The following is a 22,441-nucleotide window of genomic DNA, read 5'->3' as shown; positions in this document are numbered from 1 at the left end:
TCCACCCTCCTGCAGAGGGATTTCACCGTTGAAGAGGCCCGCGCCCTCCTGGCCTTCCAGCACGATTCGCTGACCGCTCCAGGACCACGAGGGCTCCTGCTCGCCACCACGGGCATGGTGACATGTGACTCGGGTTGCACGCCCGGCACCTGGGAGAAGCAACTCCGCGAGGAATACCTCGCGAAGTACGGCTCCCCCAGCCTGAGGCTGCCGGAATCGCTCGAGAACAGCCGGCAGGTGATGGCCCTGCGCCTCTCGACCCGGTTCATGGGCGATGGTTTCCGCGATGCGGCGCATGAGCTGTTCAACGACCCGCTCTTCGTCTCGGGAGTGGTTCTCTCCTCCGTCCTCTACATGGCCTCCTGGCTGGCGCCCGAGCCTTTCTTCTCAAAGTTGTTCGCCGCGAGGCTGACCCTCTTGCTCATGACGAGCTTCACCGTGGCCGAGCTGCGCAATGTGGCCGTGACCGTCATGCGGCTGTACAAGGAAGCGGAGCAGGCCCGGACGGTGCGGGAGTTGGAGAAGGTCGCGGAGCGCTTCGGGAAGGCGCTGGGAGGAACCGGACTGAGGCTCCTGGTGATGGTGGCGAGTTACGGAGTGGGCAAGGCGTTACCAGGAGTCCCGCCGGGCGGCTTGCGAGGCAGACAATGGGCTCCAGCCGGTGCGGCTGCGCTGGATGATCTGCTGATGACCGAAGCGACGACGGTGCAAGTCATGGCGGATGGCGGTGTCGTCATCGCGGGAGCAACTCTCGGAAACACGGCAGCCGCCGCCCGGGCCAAGAGCATCTGTGATGACGGCTCGAACAAGGACGGCGAGTGGCATCACATGGCCACCATCAACAACCGGAAGTCATCCGCGCGAGGCGGTCCGTGGACCCCACGGTTCGAGGGGTTGTTTGAACAAGTAGGAATGAGCCTCAATGACCCCGCGAACCTCATCCACATCCAGGGCCACGAGGGGCCGCACTCCGAGCAATACCATCAGACAATCCATGATCGACTTCTCGAAGTACTGCGTAGCTGCACAAGCATGGATGAATGCAGGCGGGCCTTCACGGATGAACTCAAGAAGATTGCCGACGAACTCTGCACCCCTGGCACAGCGCTCAACAAGATGTTGATCAAGAAGGTCCGCCCATGAGTCTTCGTGACACTTCTCCCTTCACATACTTTCGGCTTATCCAGAACGTATACACTCCAGACGGCACTGACGGTTGGGTGTTTCAAGGTCCGTTCGATAAACAAGGCGCAAGACTCGACAACCCCTGGCGATACACGGACGGACAGCGGCTCGAGATGACTGACATCGCTGAGTCGCCCACATTCCGGATCCACCAGCCAGCTGGGAGTCCGCTCGAGTTCAACATCTCGGCACTGGGCACTCCTGTCGTTCCCGAGCGCGTCGTGCGCATCTTCGAGCGCCTGGGAACAAAGGACGTGCAGTTCCTTCCAGCGAGGATCGCCTCACTCGCAGAGCCCTGGTTCATCCTCAATGTCACCCGGGTCGTGCGCTGCATCGACGACGCTCGCTGTAGTGAGGTGCTGTACTGGAAGCCGGAGGATGGACTGCCCAAGAAGGTCGGAACCTATCGGGCCGTCCATGGCATGCGCATCGACCCGACGAAGTCCGAAGGCGCCCGCATCTTCCGGCCATGGGGATGGCTCGTCGCGCTCATCGTCTCCCAGGACATCAAGGAGGCCTTGGAGCAGGAGCACGTCACCGGGATCAAATTCATCGAAGTGTGAGCGCCACGACGTGAATCCTCGGCTGGCTGCTGCAAGACCGACCCCTCCCGAAGATTGACACGCCAACCGTTCCCACTCCCAACTTCCGGTCAGACATGCATGGGCGCGCCGCTGTCTACCGTTGACCGTCCCCCCGCGCACCCTTCTTCTGGCACACAGGATTTTATTGAATAATCAACAATCAAGGGATAGCCTGAGGCGCATCAATGGATGCGTCCGCATCCGATGTGAGGAGTTGCCAAATGAGGTGCCATCCTCTCCGTGCCCTGCTCGGTGCGTTGCTCTGTGGGCTGCTCCTCTCCTCGGGCTGTGCCGAGGATCCCCAGTCCTCGCCGTCTGCGTCCGAGGACATGCTCGGCACCCGGGAGTCGGCGATGTGCCTGGGGCTGAGCGTCACCTCGCTGACCATCTCGGGCGTCAGCTCGTACAACAACGAGCTGGCCGGCGGCGGTGACTGGACGATGTCCACGGGCGCCAACGGGGCCCGGCTGGAGTACTACCTCGATGGCGTCCTCCAGGTGTGGGAGGAGCGGGTCGCCACCGCTGGCACCTCCGGCACCTGGTACTACAGCGGGCCCATGGGTTGTGGCACCTCCACCTTCGAGGTGAAGGCCTACCCGATGGTCATCGACAGCAACGGCAACCGCACCACCTGCGGCTTCGCGGTCGACTCGGTGACCCGCTCCGTTTCGGACTACTGCCCCACCGCGGTGGGGGGCGCCAACCACACCGTGGAGCTGAGGGACAACGGCACCCTGCGGGCCTGGGGCTACAACTACTACGGACAGCTCGGGGACGGCACGGTCACCCACCGCTACAAGCCGGTCATCGTGGTGGGCCTGAGCTCGGTGATGGCGGTGGCCACGGGCATCCATCACTCGGTGGCGCTCAGGACGGACGGCACCGTCTGGGCCTGGGGGCGCAACAACTACGGGCAGCTCGGGGATGGGACGACGATTCAGCGCCAGGCGCCCGTTCAGGTACCGGGCCTCACCGGGGTGACGGCCATCGCGGTGGGCGGATACCACTCGATGGCGCTCAAGGCGGATGGCACCGTCTGGACCTGGGGCTACAACGCCTACGGGCAGCTCGGGGATGGGACGGTCACCCAACGCCTCTCTCCGGTGCAGGTGACGGGCCTCAGCGGCGTCACCGCCATCGCCGCGGGCGTCCATCATTCGGTGGCGCGCAAGAGCGATGGCACGGTGCGGGCCTGGGGCTACAACGCCTATGGCCAGCTCGGGGACGGGACGCTCACCCAGCGCCTCGCGCCGGTGCAGGTGGCGGGGCTCACGAGCGCCACCCGCATCGAGGCCGGCTACTACCACACGCTGGCGGTGCGCACGGACGGCACGGTGCGAGCCTGGGGCGACAACACCTATGGGCAGCTCGGGGACGGGACGGCCACCCAGCGCCTCACGCCGGTGATGGTGAGTGGCCTGAGCGGCATCACCGCCGTGGCCGCGGGGGCCTATCACTCGGTGGCGCGCAAGTCGAACGCCACCCTGTTCACCTGGGGCTACAACGGTTACGGGCAGCTCGGGGATGGGACGACCACCCACCGCTCGAGCCCGTTCCAGGTGAGTGGGCTCACCGAGGTCGTCCGCTTCGCCGCGGGCAACCATCACACGCTGGTGCGGCAGGCGGATGGGAGCATCTGGGCCTGGGGCTACAACAACTACGGACAGGTGGGCACCGGGAATACGGCCCAGCGCACCACGCCCTATCAGGTGGCGGTCAGCGCCATCGCGGGCCTCGCCGCGGGCGCCCATCACTCGGCGGTGGTGAAGCACGATGGCCTCGTGTGGACCTGGGGCCACAACGGTCATGGGCAGCTCGGCAATGGGACGACCACCTCCAGCTCCACGGCCGTGAAGGTGGCGGGACTCACCGGCGCCGCCGCCGTCGAGGGGGGCCTCTACTACACGATGGCGCTCAAGCGGGATGGCACCGTCTATACGTGGGGGCGCAATGACTACGGCCAGCTCGGCAATGGGACGGCCCTCCAGAGCACCGCGCCCGTGAGGGCGGGGACCCTCACCACCGTCATGGCCATCTCGGGGGGAAACTCCCACTCGGTGGCGCTCAGGCGGGATGGCACCGTGTGGACCTGGGGCTACAACGCCTACGGCCAGCTCGGCAACGCGACGACCACCAACAGCCTCTCGCCGCTGAGGGTGTCCAGCCTGAGCAATGTCATGGCCGTGACCACGGGCTATCACCACACGGTGGCGGTGCTTCAGGATGGCACCGTGTGGGCCTGGGGCCACAACGCCTATGGCCAGCTCGGGGATGGCACGCTCACCCATCGCACCGCGCCGGTGCAGGTGCCGGGACTGACCAACGTGATGGCCGTGAGCGCGGGCGCCTATCACACGGTGGCACTCAAGCGGGATGGCACCGTGTGGGTCTGGGGTTACAACGCCTACGGCCAGCTCGGGGACGGCACGCTCACCCAGCGCAACTCGCCGGTGCAGGTGCCCGGCCTCACGGGTGTCATGAACATCGACGCCGGCATCCACCACACGGTGGCGCGCAAGAGCGATGGCACCGTCTGGACCTGGGGCTACAACGCCTACGGCCAGCTCGGGAATGGCACGCTCACCCAGCGCAACTCGCCGGTGCAGGTGCCCGGCGTCACCACCCACATCGACGTCGCCGCGGGTGGCTACCACACCCTGGCGCACGACTCGGCCGGCATCCTGTGGACCTGGGGCTACAACGCCTACGGCCAGCTCGGGGATGGCACGCTCACCCAGCGCACCAGCCCCGTCGTGGTGGATGGCCTCACCCCCTGAGTCCTACCGCCGCAGCGCCTCCTCGTAGGCCGCGAGCGTCTCGTCCGCGCAGCGCGCCCAGGTGAACAGGGCCGCCTGCCGCCTCCCCTCCTCCGCCCAGCGCCGCCGCTCCGTGTCCGAGCGCAGCAGCCGCTCCATCGCCTCCGCCAGGCCCTCGGCGTCATCCGGCCGCACCGCCAGCGCGCCCTGCCCGCACACCTCCGGCGTGGCCCCCGTCGTGGACACGATGGCCGGCGCCCCCAGCCGCATGGCCTCCAGCGGCGGCAGCCCGAAGCCCTCGTACTTCGAGGGGAACGCGAACACCGCCGCCCGCCGCATCAGCTCGAAGAACACGGCCTCGGACTGGTACCCCAGCGAGCGGATGTCATGCCCCTCCGCGCGCATGCGCGCCACGCGCGTCTCCACCGCCCCCGAGCCGAACCAGCTCTGCCCCGCCATCACCAGCGCCGCTGGCCGTCCCCGCGCCTTCAGCCGCTCGAGCGCGTCCAACACCAGGCTCACGTTCTTCCGCACGTCCAGCGAGCCCGCGTACAGCACGTACCGCTCCGGCAGAGACAGCGTGCGCAGGAACGCCTCGGTGGTGGCATCCGGCGCATGGCGGTCCACGTGGTCCACCCCGTTGTAGACCACCGAGACCTTGCGCTCGGCCTCGGGGTGGCGCGCCAGCAAGTCATCCCGGGTGCACGCGCTCACGCAGAGGATGCGGTCCGCCACCCGGACGCTCCGGGCCAGCCACAGGCGGAACTGCCAGCGATAGGCCCGGGACACCGTCTCGGGCATCAGCAGGGGAATCAGATCGTGAACGGTGACGACGTACGCCTTGCCCGGAATGCGCACCAGCGGGAGGTTGAAGTTGCCCAGCGCGTGGTACACCCGCGCCTCCGAGGCCCTCAGCACCTGGGGCAGCCGGCCCAGCACGTAGGCGGTGCGCCCCATCCGGCCCCGGGGGTCCTCCCCGGAAACCCGGGCGCCCAGCCGCTCCAGGCGAACGCCCCGGGCCTCCAGGCCCTCGGCCAGACAGCGGGTGTAGAGACCAATGCCCGTGGTGGGCTCGTCCCAGAGACTCGCATCGAAAGCGACAGGACCCTTTGACACGGTGCGCCTCATAGCACGGTGCTGTGATAGGCAGGGTGCCCCTATGGCGGTCCATCAGCTGATTCCGAGCTTCGTGGCGGGCGACGCCTCCGGACAGGCGGCGCTGCACCTGCAGCTGTTGCTGCGCCGGCTGGGCCACTCCGGCGAGCTCTACGCGGGCGAGGTCGGCGCGGGCCTCGAGTCCCTGGCGCACCCCGTCTCGGCGCTGCGTCCGGGCCCGGACGACCTGGTCCTTTACCACCACGGCATCGCCTCACCGCTGAGCAGCCGGCTGATGCACCTGCCCTGCCGCCGGGGCGTCGTCTTCCACAACATCAGCCCCGCGCGCTACTACACGGGCACCCCGCTGGCCGAGGCGCTCCTCACGGGGCGGGCGCAGCTGGCCGCCATGGCCCCCTTCGTGGACGTGGCCATCGGCGTGTCGGACTACAACCGCGCCGAGCTGCGCGAGGCCGGCTACCACAACGTCCACACCGTCCCGCTCTTCGTCGAGCCCCAGCGTTTCTCCGAGTCCAACGCGGACAAGGCGCTGCGGCAACGCCTGTCCGGGCCGGGCCCGGTGGTGCTCTCGGTGAGCCGGGTGGCGCCGCACAAGCGCTTCGAGGATCTGCTGGCGCTGCACGCGGAGCTGCTCCGGCTGCGGCCCGAGGCGCGCCTGCTGGTGGTGGGGGGCTATGAGCCGGGCAGCCGCTACTTCAAGTCGCTCCAGCACAGGGCTCGCGAGCTGACCGGGGTGCACTTCCTCGGGAGGCTCAACCACGCGGAGCTGGTGGCCGCGTACCGCACGGCGGACGTCTTCGTCTCCATGAGCGAGCACGAGGGCTTCGGCGTCCCGCTCATCGAGGCCATGGCCGCCGAGGTGCCGGTGCTGGCCTACGCGGCGGCGGCCGTGCCGGAGACGCTCGGAGGCGCGGGCATCGCCTTCGACCAGAAGCGCTTCGCCTTCCTCGCCGAGCTGGTGGTGGACATGTGCGAGGACGCGTCCCTGCGTGAGCGCCTGCTCGCGGGCCAGGCCCGGCGGCTGAAGCACTTCTCCGCCGAGGAGACCCAGAAGGCCCTCGCGAAGGCCCTCGGAGAGGACAGGCGCCCCAGGCGCCGAGCCCCGTCCGCGAGGAAGAAGCCCCGGGTGGGCGTGGTGGTGCAGCGCTACGGCGAGGTGACGGGCGGAGCCGAGCGCCACGCGCAACAGGTGGTGGAGCAGCTCGCGCCGCACTGGGAGCTGACGGTGCTCACCACGTGCGCGAAGAACCACCTCACGTGGGAGAACGTCTTCCCGCCGGGCGAGGAGCAGGACGCGCACGTGGAGGGCGTGAAGGTGCTGCGCTTCCCGGTGACGCGGGTGCGGAACATCCGTCCCTTCAACGCGCTGTCCAAACAGGTCTTCGACAAGCCCAACGAGCGGCTGCGCGAGGAGCACTGGGTGGCCGAGCAGGGCCCGGTGGTGCCCGGCCTGCTGGAGCACCTGGACACGCACGGGGCGGACTACGACGGCTTCGTCTTCTTCACCTACCTGTACGCGCCCACGGTGTGGGGCCTGCCGATGGTGGCGGACCGGGCGCTGATCGTCCCCACGGCGCACGACGAGCCGCCCATCCGCTTCGGCGTGTACGCGGACGTCTTCGAGCGCCCGCGGGCCCTGCTGTGCAACACGCCCGAGGAGGTGGAGCTCATCGGCCGGTACTACCCGGACCATGCGCCCGCGCGGGTGGTGGGCGTGGGGGTGGACGTGCCGGCGAAGGTGGACCCACGGCGCTTCCGCGAGCAGTACGGCGTGCGCAACCCGTACCTGATGTACGTGGGGCGGCTGGAGGCCGGCAAGGGCATCCCCGAGCTGCTCGCGCACCACCGGGAGCTGCGGGCGCGCTTCCACGACGCACCGGACCTGGTGCTCGCGGGCGAGGCGCACATGGACCTGCGCGGCGAGGGCGTGCGCCACGTGGGCCGCATCGGCGAGCAGGACAAGTACGACGCGCTGGCCGGGGCGGTGGCGGTGGCGGTGCCCTCGCGCTACGAGAGCCTCTCGCTGCTCACGCTGGAGGCCTTCGCCTCGGGCACGCCGGTGCTGGTCAACGGGCACTCGGAGGTGCTGGTGGGCCAGGTGGAGCGCAGCCGGGCGGGCCGGACGTACACGGACCTGGAGTCGTTCATCTCGGGCCTGCGCGAGGTGGGCGAGCAGCGCGCCGTGCTGAGCCGGCGGGCGAAGACGTACGCCGCGAAGTACACGTGGCCCCGGGTGGTGGACGCCTACCGGGAAGAGATGGAACGCATCCTCAGGGAGAAGAGCCGATGAAGCTGATGGGACGGGACATCCCCGCGCGCGAGCTGCTCGCGCGCATCGAGGAGCGCCTGCGCACGAGGGGCCTGCCCACCTCCGAGCCGGCGGACGTGCCCGAGGAGGGCGTGGAGCCGCGGGTGGATCCGCTCTCCTTCTACCTCCAGGCGCTGGAGGAGCACGCGGACGCCACGCGCGCCCTGCCGCTGCACACCCACCGGGGTGGCGCGGGCCAGCTGGTGCTGGTGGCCAAGTGGGCCTTTCGCAAGACGTGCCAGGTGTTCATCAACGAGGCGCTCTCGCGCCAGCGCGTCTTCAACGGCCATGTGCGCGACTCGTACGCCCAGCTCTCCGCCGAGGTGATCCGCCTGCGGGCCGAGGTGGAGGCCCTGCGTGCCGCCCAGGCGGGCACCCAGGCACCAACGCCGCCTCCCACCGAGGCTCCGGCGCGCCCCCGGCGCACGGCGAAACAGACCCGGACGCAGGACGAGAAGTAGCCCCCCTTCCCACCCCCTGGAAGCATGCTAGAGAGGGCCGTCCCCGAGGACCTCCGTCCGTACCGGGGGGGATGCACCCATGCTCAACGACAAGAAGATCTGCGTGGTGATGCCCGGCTACAACGCCGAGCACACCGTCAAGAAGACCTACGAGGAGATTCCCAAGGACATCGTGGACGATGTGATTCTCGTCGACGACAGCTCCAGCGACCGGACGGCCGAGGTCGCGCGCTCGCTGGGAATCCACACCATCGTGCACCCGAAGAACCGGGGCTACGGCGGCAACCAGAAGACCTGCTACACCGAGGCCCTCCGGCGCGGCGCCGACATCGTGGTGATGGTCCACCCGGACTATCAGTACACCCCCCGGCTCATCCCCGCGATGGCCTCGGTCATCAGCAGCGGCATCTATGACGTCGCGCTGGGCTCGCGCATCCTCGGCAACACGGCGCTCACGGGCGGCATGCCGCTCTACAAGTTCGTGGCCAACCGCTTCCTGACGGCCGTGGAGAACATCCTCGTCGATCAGAAGCTGAGTGAGTACCACACGGGCTACCGGGCCTTCTCGCGCGAGGTGCTGCTCACCCTGCCGCTCGAGGAGAACGACGACGGCTTCGTGTTCGACAACCAGATGCTGGTGCAGGCCATCCGGTTCGGCTTCCGCATCGGCGAGGTGAGCTGCCCCACGCGCTACGAGGAGCAGTCCTCCTCCATCGGCTTCATGAAGAGCGTGCGCTACGGCTTCGGCGTGCTGGAGGCGGCGGCCCAGTACCGGGCGATGAAGCTGGGGCTCATCCACCCCCGGTTCCTCGACGAGAGCGGGCGCAAGCTGCAGATGGACCCCGAGCCCGCCAAGGACGAGCGGGAGGCGAGTTGACGTGACCCCCGGCACCCACGAGGCCTCCGGGGGCGAGCGTTCCCACCTCGCGCCGCTGCTGTCCGTGGCGGCCGTGACGTTGGGCTACGCGGTCCAGTTCGGCAACGGCGCCCGCCACCCGGACTCGATGGTCCTGCTCACGGTGGCGCTGGTGGCCTCGCTGCTGGCCGTGGTGCTGCCGGAGCCCCGGCACGCGAGGATCGTCCAGTACACCGAGCGGGCGACGATCCTGCTGCTGGGCATCGGGCTCATCGGGCAGTTCATCTTCCTGGCCACCAGCTCGCCGGGCGTGTACCTGCGGCCGGGCCGCAATGGCTTCACCTCGTTCCTGACGGGCATCGCGGTGGCGGCGGTGCTGGCCGGTGCGGGGCTGAGCGGGAAGCCCTGGTTGGGAAGGCTGCGGCTGCCCGTGCTGGTGGGCGTCCACGTGGCGCTGGGCTCGTGGATCATCCACTACTCGCCCAACCCGTTCATCGACGTCTACACGTTCCACGTCGAGGCGTTCCAGGCACTCGCCAAGGGCATCAACCCGTTCGCCATCACCATGCCGAACATCTACGGGCACGAGGAGTTCTACGGGCCCGGGCTGGTGGTGAACGGGCGGCTCCAGGTGGGCTTCCCCTACCCGCCCTTCAGTCTGATGCTGGCGTGGGTGGGGCACCTGCTGACCGGGGACTATCGCTACACCAACCTGGTGGCGATGGGGCTGGCCGCACTGCTGATGGGCACCTGCCGCCCGGGACAGTGGGCCCAGGTCGCCGCCGTGGTCTTCCTGTTCACGCCGCGGACGTTCTTCGTGCTCGAGCAGGGGTGGACGGACGCGTACGTGGCGACGCTCGTGGCCGCCACCGTCTGGAGCGCGTGCCGGGCTCCCCGTCTGCTGCCGGTGGCGCTGGGCCTGCTCTTCGCCGTCAAGCACTACATGTTGCTCGCCGCCCCGCTCGTGGTGCTGCTGTACCCGGGCCCGCAGCCGTGGCGGGAGACGCTCCGGACGCTGCTGAAGGCCGCGGGGGTCGCGGCGGTGGTGACGCTGCCCTTCGCCGTGTTGGATCCGGTGGCCCTCTTCAATGACCTGATGGGCTTCCAGATGCGCCAGCCCTTCCGCATGGACGCGCTCAGCTACCTGTCCTGGTGGGCCGCCCGGACGGGCCAGCGGCCGCCCTCGTGGCTCGGCTTCGCGGTGGTGCTGCCCGCGCTCGGGCTGTCGCTCTGGCGCGCGCCCCGGACCCCCGCCGGCTTCGCCGCCGCGATGGCCATGACCTTCACGGTCTTCTTCGCGTTCAGCAAGCAGGCGTTCTGCAACTACTACTACTTCATCATCGCCACGCTGTGCTCGGCCATCGCGGCCTGGACGCCGCCCGTTCAGGAACAGAGGGCCTCGCCGTGAACCCGGGCACCCTGGACGAGACAGGGCCGCGCAGGCTCCGGGTGCTCGTGACAGGCGTGCTGCTGGCGCTGGGCACGCTGCTGTTCCGGCTGCCGGCGTTCCTCAACTCCGACGCGGCCGACTCCGACATCACCGTCGTCGGCCTGCAGGCCTGGCACTGGGCACGCGGGGAACGCGACCTGCTGCTGTGGGGCACGGACTACCAGGGCATCACCGCGTCCCTGGCGGCGTTGCTCGTCGACACGCTGCTGCCCGTGCGCCCCTCGCTGGCCCTGCTGCTGTCCTCGGTGCTCGGGCACGTGGTGCTGGTGCTGTCCCTGTTCGGGGTGCTGCGGCGGGTGCTGCCGCTCTCCCTGGCGGTGCTCGCCGCGGGCTGCGTCGCGGTGTGTCCCGAGCCACTCAACTACCTCACCTACAGCGCCTTCCGGATCTGGTCCTTCGCCCTGGTGTTCCTGGGGCTCTACCTCGCCGAGCGGGCCGCGGGAGAGTTCCGCCCCCCGTGGCACCTGCTGCTCGCCCTTCTGGCGGGCGCGGTGGTGGGGCTGGGCTACTACTCGGACCTGTTCGCCATGCAGTTCCTCCCGGGGCTGGTGCTGTACCTGCTCTGGTGGACCTGGGGCGCGGCCCGCAAGCCGAGGGGGCTCGCGCTGGGCGCCGTGGTGGCGGGCTTCCTGCTGGGCAGCATCCCCCGCTTCCGCGCCCACATGAAGCCGCCCGAGCTCAGTGAGCTCTCCTTCGATCAGATGAAGCGCGTCTGGCCGCTCTTCTGGGAGCAGTGCCTGCCCTACGTCACGGGGGCGAAGCTGTTCGCTGCGCTGGACGGCTTCCATCGGCCGGAGGTGCGGCCCGAGGGATTCTGGTTCGTGCTGGTGGTGCTGGGGCTGGGCACGTTCCTCCTGCTGGCGCTCGCGGGGGGACTCATCGCCCTGCTGCCCGTGGCGGACAGGACGGCCCGCCGGCTGGCGTGGTGTGGCGCGGGCTGGATGGGGGTGTCCCTCATCGGATTCCTCTTCACCGGCCGGGCCGTGGATGTGATGAGCGCGCGCTACCTGGTCCCCGTGCTGCTCGGATTCCCGCTGATGGCGGCGCCGGTGCTCGACAGGCTCGTGCGCGGCGGGAGGACGGCGGTGGGCGTGGCCCTGGTGGGGCTGGTGGTGGCGCACTTCGGGGTGGCGGGCTGGCGAGGCTATGGCAGCTGGGTCGACGGCCCCGTCCCCCACGTCACGCGCTACGGCAGCGGAGAGGACGAGCAGGCCCTGCTGAAGGAGCTCCAGCAGCGGGGCGTGGAGGCGGCGACGGGCGACTACTGGGCCGCCTACCGGCTCACCTTCCTCTGGAGGGAGCAGCTCGTGATGCCGCCGTCCTTCGGCTCGGAGCGCTATGGCCCGTACCAGCGGCGGTTCGCCACGGCGCGCCGCAAGGCGCTGATCTTCTTCCCGGCCATCCCGTTGACGAGCTTCAAGGTGCCCGAGCCGTGGGAGCAGCGCTTCCGCCGCGAGGGGCGCCCCTACGAGCGGGTGGACGTGGGCCCCTACACCGCTCTCATCATCAACAATTGAGAACCCGCCCCCGGGGCCGGGGCAGGCGCTCCGACAGGCCGACGCGATGTGGATGTGGCTCGCACGTTCTGCGCGTTGAAGCAGGAGCGCAGCCAGGTGGAGGGGCCCCAGTAGCCCATCTGATCGAGTCTGCTTGCTTTCCAGTCGGCGGGCCGCGAAATAGGGCCCGCCTGGCAGCCGTTTTGCCCTGGTTGCCTTCTAACACTCTTAGTGACATGCGCCCCTTGACCGCTCTTCCTTCCAACGACGGCTCCACGCTGACCCTCGGCCTCCCCGGCTTCAGCTTCGAGGATCTGTACCGCCCCCGCGGCCTGCGGCGCCTGGCCGAGCGCTTCGACGAGCAGCTCGCCGCCGACGAGCCCGAGCTCTTCAAGGCCTTCGAGGCCTACCGCAAGTCCGGAGGCGAGGGCCTCACCGGCCCGGCCGAGTCCGACCTGCTCATCCGCGTGTCGCGCCACGTGTCGGCCTTCCTCACCCGGCTGTTCGGCCTGGAGACGGAGACGGATCGGCTGGCGCGCCACCTCAAGAGCGAGCTGCCGCTCTTCGACTTCAAGCGCGAGTTCATCACCCGCCGCGTCTTCAAGAAGGGCGCGGCGGACCGTCCGTCGCTGTCCGAGTACCCCTCGCTGGACGCGCGGATGCGGCTGATGCTGTCGCTCGCCTTCCCCGAGGCGCTCGCCAGTGACGACGTGGAGCGCGCGCTGGCCGAGTCCATCCTCACGCTGATGGACCTGGAGCGGCTGTTCTCCAACACGTCCGGCAACCTGCCGCCGCTGACGCCCGAGCAGGGCGAGGCGCTGCGGGCGAAGTGGACGGGCATCCGCGCCGCGCTGCTGTCCGGGCCCGAGGGCAAGGAGGCGTTTGGCTCCAGCCTGGTGACGCACGGGGACGACGCGGCGGAGCTGCAGTCGGTGCGCAACCTGCTGGCGCTGGCGGACCGCTGGACGTACGCCCGCGCGCTGCACCCGGAGATGAAGGAGCTGTTCCACAAGTGGCCCACGCACCGGGTGCCCAAGCCGCTGGTGTTCGATCAGCTGGTGCAGCTGGAGCGTCCGGACGAGAAGCTGCCGGAAATGACGCAGGGCTCGGACCACCACCTGCGCTACCGGGACGGCTTCAAGCTGACGGATCCGCGGGGCACGCCGCGCGAGGTGATGGGCGAGGTGGACTACTGCGTCATCTGCCACGAGCGCGAGAAGGACTCGTGCTCGACGGGCTTCAAGGCGAAGGACGCGGTGGCCGAGGGCCACACCTTCAAGAAGAACCCGCTGGGGATTCCGCTCACCGGCTGCCCGCTGGACGAGCGCATCTCCGAGGCGCACGCGCTCAAGCGCGAGGGCAACTCGCTGGCGTCGTTGGCGGTGGTGATGGTGGACAACCCGATGTGCCCCGGCACCGGCCACCGCATCTGCAACGACTGCATGAAGGCCTGCATCTTCCAGAAGCAGGAGCCGGTGAACATCCCCATGGTGGAGACGGCCGCCCTGACGGACGTGCTGAACCTGCCCTGGGGCTTTGAAATCTACGGCCTGCTGACGCGCTGGAACCCGCTGAACGTGCGCCGTCCGTACGCGCTGCCGTACGTGGGCCGCAACGTGCTGGTGGTGGGCCTGGGGCCGGCGGGCTACACGCTCTCGCACTACCTGCTCAACGAGGGCTTCGGCGTCACGGGCATCGACGGCCTGAAGATCGAGCCCTTCGAGGACGACCTGGTGGGCCGCAACGGCAAGGCGATGAGGCCCATCCGTGACTGGAAGGCGCTCACGCGCGAGCTGGACGAGCGGATCCTCGAGGGCTTCGGCGGCGTGTCCGAGTACGGAATCACCGTGCGCTGGGACAAGAACTTCCTCACGCTGATGCACCTGACGCTGGAGCGGCGGCAGAACCTGCGCATCTACGGCGGCATCCGCTTCGGTGGCACGCTGACGATCGAGGACGCGTGGCAGATGGGCTTCGACCACATCGCCATCGCGGCGGGCGCGGGCAAGCCGACCATCATCGGGATGAAGAACAACCTCATCCGGGGCATCCGCAAGGCGAGCGACTTCCTCATGTCGCTGCAGCTCACGGGCGCCTTCAAGCGCGACTCGCTGGCGAACCTCCAGGTGCAGCTGCCGGCCATCGTCATCGGTGGCGGCCTGACGGGTATCGATACGGCCACGGAGCTGATGGCCTACTACCCGGTGCAGGTGGAGAAGACGCTGGAGCGCCACGAGAAGCTGGTGGCGGAGCTGGGCGAGGAGGCGGTGCTCGCGCGGCTGGATGCCGAGGAGAAGGTGACGTACCAGACCTTCCTGGAGCACGGCCGTGCGGTGCGGGCCGAGCGCCAGGCGGCGCAGGGCGAGGGCCGGGCGCCGGACTTCATCCGGCTGGTGCGCGGCTGGGGCGGCGTGAGCCTGGTGTACCGCCGTGGCCTGACGGAGTCGCCGGCCTACCGGCTCAACCACGAGGAAGTGGCGAAGGCGCTGGAGGAAGGCATCCGCTTCATCGAGCGCATGAGCCCGGTGGAGGCGCTGCCGGACGAGAAGGGAGCGGTGAAGGGCACCCGCTTCGAGCGCATGGTGACGAAGGACGGCAAGCTGCGGGGCAGCGGCGAGTTCTTCGAGCTGCCGGCGCGCACGGTGTGCGTGGCGGCGGGCACGGCGCCCAACGTGACGTACGAGAAGGAGTACCCGGGCACGTTCGAGCTGGACGAGAACGGCGAGTACTTCAAGAGCTACGAGCTGGCGGAGCAGGCGGACGGCTTCGGGCTGGCGCCGGTGGAGCCGGTGGAGGACATCGCGGCGAAGGTGGGCTTCTTCACCTCGTACCGGAAGGACGGGCACCTCATCTCGTACTTCGGCGACAACCACCCCACCTACGCGGGCAACGTGGTGAAGGCCATGGCGAGCGCGAAGGACGGCTACCCCGAGGTGGCGCGTCTGTACGCGAAGGAAGTGGCGGCCATGGACTTCGGCGACGAGCTGGCGCAGGCGCGTCGGGACGAGAAGCTGGCGGAGCACTTCGCGAAGCAGGACGAGGCGTTGCTGGCGACGGTGGTGACGGTGAACCGGCTGACGCCGACCATCGTGGAGGTGGTGGTGAAGGCGCCGTTCGCGGCGAAGCACTTCGAGCCGGGCCAGTTCTACCGGCTGCAGAACTTCGAGCGGAGCGCGCCGGTGGTGGACGGGGTGCGCCTGACGATGGAGGGCCTGGCGCTGACGGGGGCGTGGGTGGACAAGGAGAAGGGGCTGATGGGCACCATCGTGTTGGAGATGGGCTCGTCGTCCCGGCTGTGCGCGGCGCTGAAGCCGGGCGAGCCGGTGGTGGTGATGGGTCCGACGGGTGCGCCGACGGAGATCGGCCACGACGAGACGGTGCTGTTGGTGGGCGGAGGCCTGGGCAACGCGGTGTTGTTCTCCATCGCGCGCTCGCTGAAGGCGGCCGGGTGCAAGGTGGCCTACTTCGCGGGCTTCCGGCAGCGCGCGGACGTCTTCAAGCGCGAGGAGATCGAGGCGGCCACGGACCAGGTGGTGTGGTCGGTGGATGCTGGGGAGCTCATCGAGGCGCGGCGGCCGCAGGACACGTCGTTCCGGGGCAACGTGGTGCAGGCGATGCTGGCCTACGCCAAGGGGGAGCTGGGCGTGGAGCCGGTGGCGTCCTTCAAGGACGTGCAGCGGATCATCGCGATCGGCTCGGACCGGATGATGAGGGCGGTGCAGGAGGCGCGGCACGGGGTGTTGCAGCCGTACCTGAACCCCGAGCACGAGGCGATCGGCTCCATCAACTCGCCGATGCAGTGCATGATGAAGGAGATCTGCGCGCAGTGCCTGCAGCGGCACGTGGATCCGCGGACGGGCAAGGAGACGTGGGTGTTCTCCTGCTTCAACCAGGATCAGCGGCTGGACCAGGTGGACTTCGTGAACCTGAACCAGCGCCTGCGGGGCAACACGGTGTTGGAGAAGGTGGCGGACCTGTACCTGGAGCACCTGCTCAAGAAGGCGCCGAATCTGCGCCGCGTCTGACCCACCGCATCCCGGTCCCCCGCCCTCCCCTCACCCCACTGCCTCAAGAACCCCTCTCCCTCCGGGAGAGGGACGGGGTGAGGGTATCCGGGCCCCGGGTTGAGCCCGTCACCGGCGCCTACTGCGCCTTCCCGCCGAAGGACTTGAGCATGTCCTGGTAGTTGCGCATCAGGTCCTGCTCGCGGGTGAGCACGAGGTCCACATTCGCATCCCCGTGGATCTTCCGGACGGACACGAGCTTCTCGGTCTCCTCGACGCGCTGGCGCATGACCTCGATCTGGGGGGCCAGCTCCTTCTGCTGCTCGGGCTTGAGGCGGGCCTGCATCTCCTCGAGCTTCTTGAGCTCGCCGGCGAGGTCCAGCATGGCGGCCATGTGGCGCTGGGTGATGACGTCGGTGACGAGGGAGCCGATGCGGTTGACGTCCTCCTCGGAGAGGCCGGCCTCGCGGCGGGCCTTGGCCTCGGACTCGGCCTTGCTCTCGATGGCCTTCATGGACTCGGTCATGCCCACGGGCCTGCCCTGGGCGTCCAGCGTGCCGGAGGTGAGCCGGACCTTGGCGGCCTGGAGCTCCCGGGCCATGGCGGCGTAGGCATCCAGCACCTGGCGCTGGTAGCCGACGTAGGCGTCCAGCTTCGCCTGGGTGAGGGCATAGGGCTTGCCGTCATCGAAGGCCTCGGGAGCCTCGGGAGGAGCCTCCTGCGTGCCCTCTGCGGCCGTCCCGGCCGCCTGCCGGGCAGGCGCGGGGGCCTCTTCCTTCTTGCAGCCGGACAGCATTCCCGCGGCGAACAGCACCCACAGCAGCTTGCGCATCCACACTCCTCCAGGGGTCCTCCCCGGTCACACGAGGGGCGGAGTATACGTCCGCGCACAGTCGGCCACGGACGGGATTGCATCCGCTCCGGGCGGAACGGCCCCGGGCTGCCTACCCCCCGGCGGGAGGGCCGTCACCCGTCAACAATCGCCGTATTACCTTTGACCAACCCGGGCGCGGTCGTGTACGAACCGCGGTCCGTTCAGAGCGGTGGAGGCACCTTGAGGATCTTCCTGGTAAGGCACGGCGAGGCGGACGCGGAGGCCCCCGAGGGACTCGGTGACGAGGCGCGCGCGCTCACTGCCAAGGCCCGAGCCAGCACGGTCGCGCATTTCGCGTCGCTGGCGGAGCGCATCGGTCCGGTCTCGCTCATTCTCACCAGCCCGCTGGTGCGCACCGTGCAGACGGCGCAGTTGCTCTCCACCCTGCTCAAGCACGAGGGCCCCCTGCGGGCCCACCGGTGCCTGCTGCCGGACATGCCGGTGGGTGCGGTGGCCCCCGTCATCGACGAGCACACGGGTGAGAACATCGTGCTCGTGGGCCACCAGCCGTCCATGGGAGCGCTGGCCACCCACCTGCTGGGCATGCAGTCCTTCCCCAAGCAGGTGAACCCGGGCACCATCATCGCCATCGAGCGTCCGGACTCCACCGAGCCCGGTGCCGCGCCCGCCCCGGCGAAGCTGCTGTTCTTCGCCGCCCCGGGCCAGCCGGTGCTCGACGTCGTCCAGTAGCCGCTCCGTGTCCTGGAGGCTTCACCGATGATGGACGAAGCGAGCTACAACCAGCTCGTCGCCGCGGCGTTCAAGCGCATCATGGCCGCCGCGGATGCGCTCGATCCGGATGACCTCGAGGCCGAGAGCACGGGTGACATGGTCACTCTCAACACGCCCTCGCGCGAGAAGTGCATCGTCAACACCCAGCGCGCCGTGCGGCAGATCTGGGTCGCGGGCCGCTCGCAGGGCATCCACTTCTCCTATGACGCCGCCAGTGGCTCCTGGCTGGACGACAAGGGCAAGGGACTCGAGCTGTTCCGCTTCGTCGCCGACGTGGTGCGGGACATCTCCGGGCAGGAGCTGGTGTACCCGGGCTGAGTGGCGGGCCGTAGACCCTCACCCCGGCCCTCTCCCAGAGCGGAGAGGGAGGGGGGAGAGTCGCCACCTACTCGAGGAAGGGCTCCACGGGAGGCAGACGGCCGCCTTCGACACGGTCTCCGCCCGCGGCCTGAGCCCGCCGCAGCGCGTCTCCCGCCTCCTTCATGAGGCTGCCGAAGCTCACCTGCGCCTGGCCCTTCTGCGCCGACGGCTCGAACACCGCCAGGCCCATGGACGCCGTCAGCCCCTGCACCGACTCCACTTCCTTCACCCGCTGCCGCAGCCGCTCCGCCACGACGATCGCTCCCTCGTGCGGCGTATACGGCAGGAAGACGATGAAGCGGCCCTCGGCGAACGGCACCGCCACGTCGATGTCCCGCAGCGCCTCGGAGAGCCGCCGCAGCACCTCCGCCAGCGCGGACGTGCGCTGGGCCGCCGGCAGCGTGGCGATCCGCTCCGCGTACCGGTCCGGCTCCAGCAACAGGTAGGAGATGGGGTAGCGGTACCGACGGCTGCGCTTCACCTCCATGAAGAGCAGCCGCTTGAGGAACTCCAGGTCCGCTCCGGAGGTGCTCGGCTCACGGCGGGGCCCCTGATGCTGCATCAGCTGCATCTCCGTGCGCACCACCGACACCGTCTCCCGGGCCTGCGCCAGCTGCATCATCAGGCTCACGCAGGACACCACGGTGGCCCGCTTCAACGGGCCCACCAGGCACGCCTCCGCCCCCGCGGCGGACGCACGCGCCTCCGGCTGCTCCTCTTCCGGCAGGTACAGCAGGAGCACCGGAATGGTCGGCGCCTCCTCCTTCACCTGCCGGCAGAGCGTCTCGCCGTCGAAGCTCTCCGTGACGGAAGCCAGCACCAGCGCGGGCGCCAGCTCCCGCACCCGCTCCAGCGCATCCCGGACCTCGGACGCCACCGTCACCTCATGGCCGGCGTTCTCCAGGAACTTGCGCAGCGCCCCGGCCACCGAGGCGGATGGCTCCGCGACGAGAATGAAGGCCATCTCAGACCTCCATCACTTCCTTCTCCTTCTTGGAGATGATCTCGTCCACCTTCTTCACGCCGTCGTCCGTCTCCTTCTGCACCTTGTCCGTCAGGCGCTTGGAGTCGTCCTCGGTGATCTTCTTGTCCTTGAGCTGCGCCTTGAGGGCCTCGTTGGCGTCGCGGCGGATGTTGCGGATGGCGACCTTGTGCTCCTCGCCCTTGGTCTTCACCTGCTTGGCGATCTCCTTGCGCCGCTCCTCGGTGAGGGGCGGGAAGGGCAGGCGGATGACCTCGCCGTCGTTCATCGGGTTGATGCCGAGGTTGGCCTCGCGGATGGCCTTTTCAATCTCCTTGAGGACGCTCTTCTCCCACGGCTTGATGATGATGAGCCGGGGCTCGGGCGAGGTGATGTTGGCCACGCCGCTCAGCGGGGTGGGCGTGCCGTAGTAGTCCACCCGGATGCCGTCCAGCAGGTTGGGACTGGCCCGGCCCGTGCGCACCTTCGTCAGGTCGCGGCGGAGATCATCGAGCGTCTTGTCGATACGGCCCTTCAGTTCGGTCACGACGTCTGCCATGTGCAGGTCTCCTTATGAAGCGCGTCCGTGCTTCTCTCAGGCCCAGGCCGTCTCGCCCACGCCCACCACGGTTCCGATCTCGCCCGCGTCGCCCAGGATGGCCTTGTGGATGTTACCGCGCTGGGTCAGGTCGAACACGATGATCGGCAGCTTGTTGTCCATGCAGAGCGAGATGGCCGTGGAGTCCATCACGTTCAGGTTCTGCTTGAGGACGTCCATGTACGTCAGCGTCCGGTAGCGCCGCGCCGCGGGGTCCGTCTTCGGATCCGCGTTGTAGATGCCATCCACCTTGGTCGCCTTGAGGATGACCTCGGCGTTGATCTCCATGGCGCGCAAGGAGGCGGCGGTGTCCGTGGTGAAGTACGGGTTGCCGGTGCCCGCCGCGAAGATGACGATGCGGCCCTTCTCCAGGTGGCGCACCGCGCGCCGGCGGATGTAGGGCTCGGCGATCTGCTCCATCTTGATGGCCGAGAGCACCCGGGTGTGGCAGCCCTGCTTCTCCAGCGCGTCCTGCATGGCCATGGAGTTGATGCAGGTGGCGAGCATGCCCATGTAGTCGGCGCTCGCGCGATCCATGCCCTCGGTGGAGCCCGCAACGCCGCGGAAGATGTTGCCTCCGCCGATGACCACGGCCATTTCCACGCCCGCCTCCGCCACCTCTTTGAGCTCCGAGGCGATGCGCGACAGCGTGGGAGGATGGATTCCGTACTTCCCCTCACCCATCAGGGCTTCACCCGACAGCTTGAGGAGGATGCGCTTGTAACGACGGGCCGTGGCTGGAGCGGACATTGGTCCCGCTTCTATCCCTCGCCCCGGCGGCGATCAACGCCCGAGTGCCTCGGCCGTCCGCCACCGGCTCCTCCCCTGGCACCCGGCCCCTCGAACGGCAAGGGCCGCGACGCCCCGGGGAATACCGGAACGCGCGGCCCTCGGGACGGCGGAGGGCGGACGGCTAGGCCTGGCCCAGCGTCTTGGCCACCTCGGCGGCCAGGTCATCCTTCTTCTTCTCGATGCCCTCCCCCACCTCGTAGCGGACGAAGCGGCGCACGGCGACCTTCTCGCCGATCTTCGCCGCGCGCTCGGTGATCATCTCACCGACCTTCTTCTTGTCGTCCTTCACCCAGACCTGGTCCACGAGGCACACGCCCTCGTAGTACTTCTCCACCTTGCCCACGAGGATCTTGTCCCACATGGCCTCGGGCTTGCCCGCCTGCTTGAGCAGCTCGCGCTGGATCTCCTTCTCCTTGTCCAGCTGCTCGGTGGGGACCTCCTCGCGGCTGACGAACTTGGGGTTGGCCGCGGCGATCTGCATGGCCACGTCCTTCACCAGGTCCTGGAAGTCCGTGTTGCGGGCCACGAAGTCCGTCTCGCAGTTGACCTCCACGATGACGCCGATGCGGCCCCCATGGATGTAGGTGCCGATCATGCCCTCGGCGGCCACGCGGCTGGCCTTGCCCGCGGCGCGGGAGATGCCCTTCTTGCGCAGCCACTCCTCGGCCTTGGTGAAATCACCGCCGGTCTCGGCGAGGGCCTTCTTGCAATCCATCATGCCCGCGCCAGTCTTCTCGCGGAGCTCCTTCACCATCGTGGCGCTGACCTCGGCCATGTTCGTCTCCAGGGACCCACCCCATGCTTGGGGGGGAATTGAGTTTGAAGGTACTGCTGGGGTTGAAAAGGAAAAGCCGGGCAGCGACCAAGCGCCGCCCGGCTGGACTCCAGGCGCTCCTCAGGGGAGCGCGGCGGCACTACTCGGCGGTGGTCTCCCCGCCGCCCTCGCCACCCTCGGAGGCCTCGCCCGCAGCGGCGGGAGCGGCACCCTTCATCTCCACGAGGGGACCCCGGCGCTCGCCACCCCGGTCACCACCCCCGCGGCGGTCACCACCGCGGTCATTGCGGCGCGGCCCGCGGCGGTCGCCACGGTCGTCGCGGTCGCGGCGCTCGCCACGCTCCTGCTGCTCGTCCTCGTCACGGTCGGCCGCCCCGCTGGCGCGGTAACGGGCCCCGCCCTCGATGCACGACTCGGCGATCTTCGAGGTGAAGAGCTTGATGGAGCGGATGGCGTCGTCGTTGCCCGGGATGACGAAGTCGATGCCGTCCGGGTCGCAGTTGGTGTCCACCACGCCGATGACCGGGATGCCGAGGCGGTTGGCCTCGTGCACCGCGATGTGCTCCTTCTTCGGGTCGATCACGAAGATGCACTTGGGCAGCTTGGCCATCTCCTTCACGCCGCCCAGGTTCTTCTCCAGCTTCTCGCGCTCACGCTCGAGGGAGGCGACCTCCTTCTTCGGGAGGCGCTCGAAGGTGCCGTCCTCGGCCATCTTCTCGAGCGTCTTCAGGCGGTCGATGCCCTGCTTGATCGTCTTGAAGTTGGTCAGCGTGCCACCGAGCCAGCGGCTGGTGACGAAGAACTGACCGGCGCGGCGCGCCTCCTCCTGGATGACGTCCTGCGCCTGCTTCTTGGTGCCCACGAAGAGCACCGAGCCGCCGCGGCCGGTGATGTCGGCCACGAAGCGGAAGGCCGCGCGGGCCATGTTGACCGTCTTCTGGAGGTCGATGATGTAGATGCCGTTGCGGGCGCCAAAGATGTAGGGCTTCATCTTCGGGTTCCAGCGCTTCGTCTGGTGGCCGAAGTGAACACCGGCCTCCAGGAGCTGCCGCATCGTGATGCCGCTGGCGGCGGCCATGGCCTGCTGCTGAGTCGTGTTGTCTTGCGTTTCCATCTCGGTTCTTCCTCCACGT

Annotated in this window: 18 protein-coding genes; 11 read left to right on the top strand and 7 right to left on the bottom strand. The window is 68.8% G+C overall.

Annotation, left to right across the window (positions count from 1 at the left end):
* Window positions 1–240 precede the first annotated feature (240 nt).
* The 3 genes from AC16DP_RS21680 to AC16DP_RS21670 all read left to right on the top strand — a co-directional run bounded on the left by AC16DP_RS21680 (window position 241) and on the right by AC16DP_RS21670 (window position 4,546).
* Window positions 241–1,143 carry an AHH domain-containing protein gene (locus AC16DP_RS21680; protein WP_329733931.1) on the top strand — a complete coding sequence of 301 codons (903 nt, stop codon included), beginning with the start codon at window positions 241–243 and terminating at the stop codon, window positions 1,141–1,143.
* 77 nt (window positions 1,144–1,220) lie between these two features.
* Complete coding sequence (locus tag AC16DP_RS21675; RefSeq protein WP_329733959.1) at window positions 1,221–1,748, top strand: imm11 family protein; 528 nt, start codon at window positions 1,221–1,223, stop codon at window positions 1,746–1,748.
* Window positions 1,749–1,990: 242 nt separating this feature from the next.
* The gene (locus tag AC16DP_RS21670; RefSeq protein ID WP_329733930.1) at window positions 1,991–4,546 is read left to right on the top strand and encodes an RCC1 domain-containing protein; all 2,556 of its coding nucleotides are present in this window, start codon (window positions 1,991–1,993) and stop codon (window positions 4,544–4,546) included.
* A 3-nt stretch (window positions 4,547–4,549) separates the two neighbouring features.
* On the opposite strand, the gene AC16DP_RS21665 is transcribed toward AC16DP_RS21670, so the two are convergent.
* Entirely contained in the window at window positions 4,550–5,641 is a 1,092-nt protein-coding gene (locus AC16DP_RS21665) for a glycosyltransferase family 4 protein (protein ID WP_329733929.1), read from the bottom strand.
* Window positions 5,642–5,684: 43 nt separating this feature from the next.
* Between AC16DP_RS21665 and AC16DP_RS21660 the strand changes: the two genes are divergently transcribed.
* From AC16DP_RS21660 to AC16DP_RS21635, 6 genes are all read left to right on the top strand, one after another.
* Entirely contained in the window at window positions 5,685–7,931 is a 2,247-nt protein-coding gene (locus AC16DP_RS21660) for a glycosyltransferase family 4 protein (RefSeq protein ID WP_329733928.1), read from the top strand.
* Window positions 7,928–8,410: a hypothetical protein gene (locus AC16DP_RS21655; RefSeq protein ID WP_329733927.1), complete on the top strand. Its 483-nt coding sequence runs from the start codon at window positions 7,928–7,930 to the stop codon at window positions 8,408–8,410. Before AC16DP_RS21660 ends, AC16DP_RS21655 begins: the two co-directional genes overlap by 4 nt.
* A 79-nt stretch (window positions 8,411–8,489) precedes the next feature.
* Window positions 8,490–9,287 (top strand): glycosyltransferase family 2 protein, encoded by a 798-nt coding sequence (locus AC16DP_RS21650; protein WP_329733926.1) that lies wholly within the window; start codon window positions 8,490–8,492, stop codon window positions 9,285–9,287.
* 1 nt (window position 9,288) lies between these two features.
* On the top strand, window positions 9,289–10,674 hold the full coding sequence (locus AC16DP_RS21645) for a hypothetical protein (RefSeq protein ID WP_329733925.1): 1,386 nt from the start codon (window positions 9,289–9,291) through the stop codon (window positions 10,672–10,674).
* The gene (locus tag AC16DP_RS21640; protein WP_329733924.1) at window positions 10,671–12,233 is read left to right on the top strand and encodes a glycosyltransferase family 39 protein; all 1,563 of its coding nucleotides are present in this window, start codon (window positions 10,671–10,673) and stop codon (window positions 12,231–12,233) included. Before AC16DP_RS21645 ends, AC16DP_RS21640 begins: the two co-directional genes overlap by 4 nt.
* Before the next feature lie 215 nt (window positions 12,234–12,448).
* Window positions 12,449–16,237: an FAD-dependent oxidoreductase gene (locus AC16DP_RS21635; protein ID WP_329733923.1), complete on the top strand. Its 3,789-nt coding sequence runs from the start codon at window positions 12,449–12,451 to the stop codon at window positions 16,235–16,237.
* A 118-nt stretch (window positions 16,238–16,355) separates the two neighbouring features.
* On the opposite strand, the gene AC16DP_RS21630 is transcribed toward AC16DP_RS21635, so the two are convergent.
* Entirely contained in the window at window positions 16,356–17,048 is a 693-nt protein-coding gene (locus AC16DP_RS21630) for a hypothetical protein (RefSeq protein ID WP_329733922.1), read from the bottom strand.
* A 222-nt stretch (window positions 17,049–17,270) separates the two neighbouring features.
* Between AC16DP_RS21630 and AC16DP_RS21625 the strand changes: the two genes are divergently transcribed.
* Window positions 17,271–17,780, top strand: coding sequence for a SixA phosphatase family protein (locus tag AC16DP_RS21625; RefSeq protein ID WP_329733921.1), 510 nt, complete (start codon window positions 17,271–17,273; stop codon window positions 17,778–17,780).
* A 27-nt stretch (window positions 17,781–17,807) separates the two neighbouring features.
* Window positions 17,808–18,140: an iron donor protein CyaY gene (gene cyaY, locus AC16DP_RS21620; protein ID WP_329733920.1), complete on the top strand. Its 333-nt coding sequence runs from the start codon at window positions 17,808–17,810 to the stop codon at window positions 18,138–18,140.
* Window positions 18,141–18,207: 67 nt separating this feature from the next.
* Here the strand turns inward: cyaY and AC16DP_RS21615 are convergent, their stop codons facing one another.
* The 5 genes from AC16DP_RS21615 to rpsB form a co-directional block, all read right to left on the bottom strand.
* Window positions 18,208–19,146: a diguanylate cyclase gene (locus tag AC16DP_RS21615; protein ID WP_329733919.1), complete on the bottom strand. Its 939-nt coding sequence runs from the start codon at window positions 19,144–19,146 to the stop codon at window positions 18,208–18,210.
* 1 nt (window position 19,147) lies between these two features.
* Window positions 19,148–19,702, bottom strand: coding sequence for a ribosome recycling factor (gene frr, locus AC16DP_RS21610; RefSeq protein WP_329733918.1), 555 nt, complete (start codon window positions 19,700–19,702; stop codon window positions 19,148–19,150).
* A 36-nt stretch (window positions 19,703–19,738) separates the two neighbouring features.
* Window positions 19,739–20,491, bottom strand: a complete 753-nt coding sequence (pyrH, locus tag AC16DP_RS21605; protein ID WP_329733917.1) for a UMP kinase — start codon at window positions 20,489–20,491, stop codon at window positions 19,739–19,741.
* Between the two features lie 163 nt (window positions 20,492–20,654).
* Window positions 20,655–21,308, bottom strand: a complete 654-nt coding sequence (gene tsf / locus AC16DP_RS21600) for a translation elongation factor Ts (protein ID WP_329733916.1) — start codon at window positions 21,306–21,308, stop codon at window positions 20,655–20,657.
* A gap of 139 nt (window positions 21,309–21,447) precedes the next feature.
* A complete protein-coding gene (rpsB, locus tag AC16DP_RS21595) occupies window positions 21,448–22,422 on the bottom strand; it encodes a 30S ribosomal protein S2 (RefSeq protein ID WP_329733915.1) in 975 nt (324 codons plus the stop codon).
* Between the last annotated feature and the right edge of the window lie 19 nt (window positions 22,423–22,441).

It is taken from the genome of Archangium sp. (assembly GCF_057119385.1).
This window is presented reverse-complemented; position numbering and strand designations above follow the sequence as displayed.

Bases quoted from the DNA above. Each gene is read 5' to 3' on its own strand.
- frr (WP_329733918.1), bottom strand. From the start codon at position 19,702: ATGGCAGACGTCGTGACCGAACTGAAGGGCCGTATCGACAAGACGCTC.
- pyrH (WP_329733917.1), bottom strand. From the start codon at position 20,491: ATGTCCGCTCCAGCCACGGCCCGTCGTTACAAGCGCATCCTCCTCAAG.
- AC16DP_RS21680 (WP_329733931.1), top strand. From the start codon at position 241: ATGGCCCTGCGCCTCTCGACCCGGTTCATGGGCGATGGTTTCCGCGAT.
- AC16DP_RS21655 (WP_329733927.1), top strand. From the start codon at position 7,928: ATGAAGCTGATGGGACGGGACATCCCCGCGCGCGAGCTGCTCGCGCGC.
- cyaY (WP_329733920.1), top strand. From the start codon at position 17,808: ATGATGGACGAAGCGAGCTACAACCAGCTCGTCGCCGCGGCGTTCAAG.
- AC16DP_RS21660 (WP_329733928.1), top strand. From the start codon at position 5,685: ATGGCGGTCCATCAGCTGATTCCGAGCTTCGTGGCGGGCGACGCCTCC.
- AC16DP_RS21630 (WP_329733922.1), bottom strand. From the start codon at position 17,048: ATGCGCAAGCTGCTGTGGGTGCTGTTCGCCGCGGGAATGCTGTCCGGC.
- rpsB (WP_329733915.1), bottom strand. From the start codon at position 22,422: ATGGAAACGCAAGACAACACGACTCAGCAGCAGGCCATGGCCGCCGCC.
- tsf (WP_329733916.1), bottom strand. From the start codon at position 21,308: ATGGCCGAGGTCAGCGCCACGATGGTGAAGGAGCTCCGCGAGAAGACT.
- AC16DP_RS21635 (WP_329733923.1), top strand. From the start codon at position 12,449: ATGCGCCCCTTGACCGCTCTTCCTTCCAACGACGGCTCCACGCTGACC.
- AC16DP_RS21615 (WP_329733919.1), bottom strand. From the start codon at position 19,146: ATGGCCTTCATTCTCGTCGCGGAGCCATCCGCCTCGGTGGCCGGGGCG.
- AC16DP_RS21670 (WP_329733930.1), top strand. From the start codon at position 1,991: ATGAGGTGCCATCCTCTCCGTGCCCTGCTCGGTGCGTTGCTCTGTGGG.
- AC16DP_RS21650 (WP_329733926.1), top strand. From the start codon at position 8,490: ATGCTCAACGACAAGAAGATCTGCGTGGTGATGCCCGGCTACAACGCC.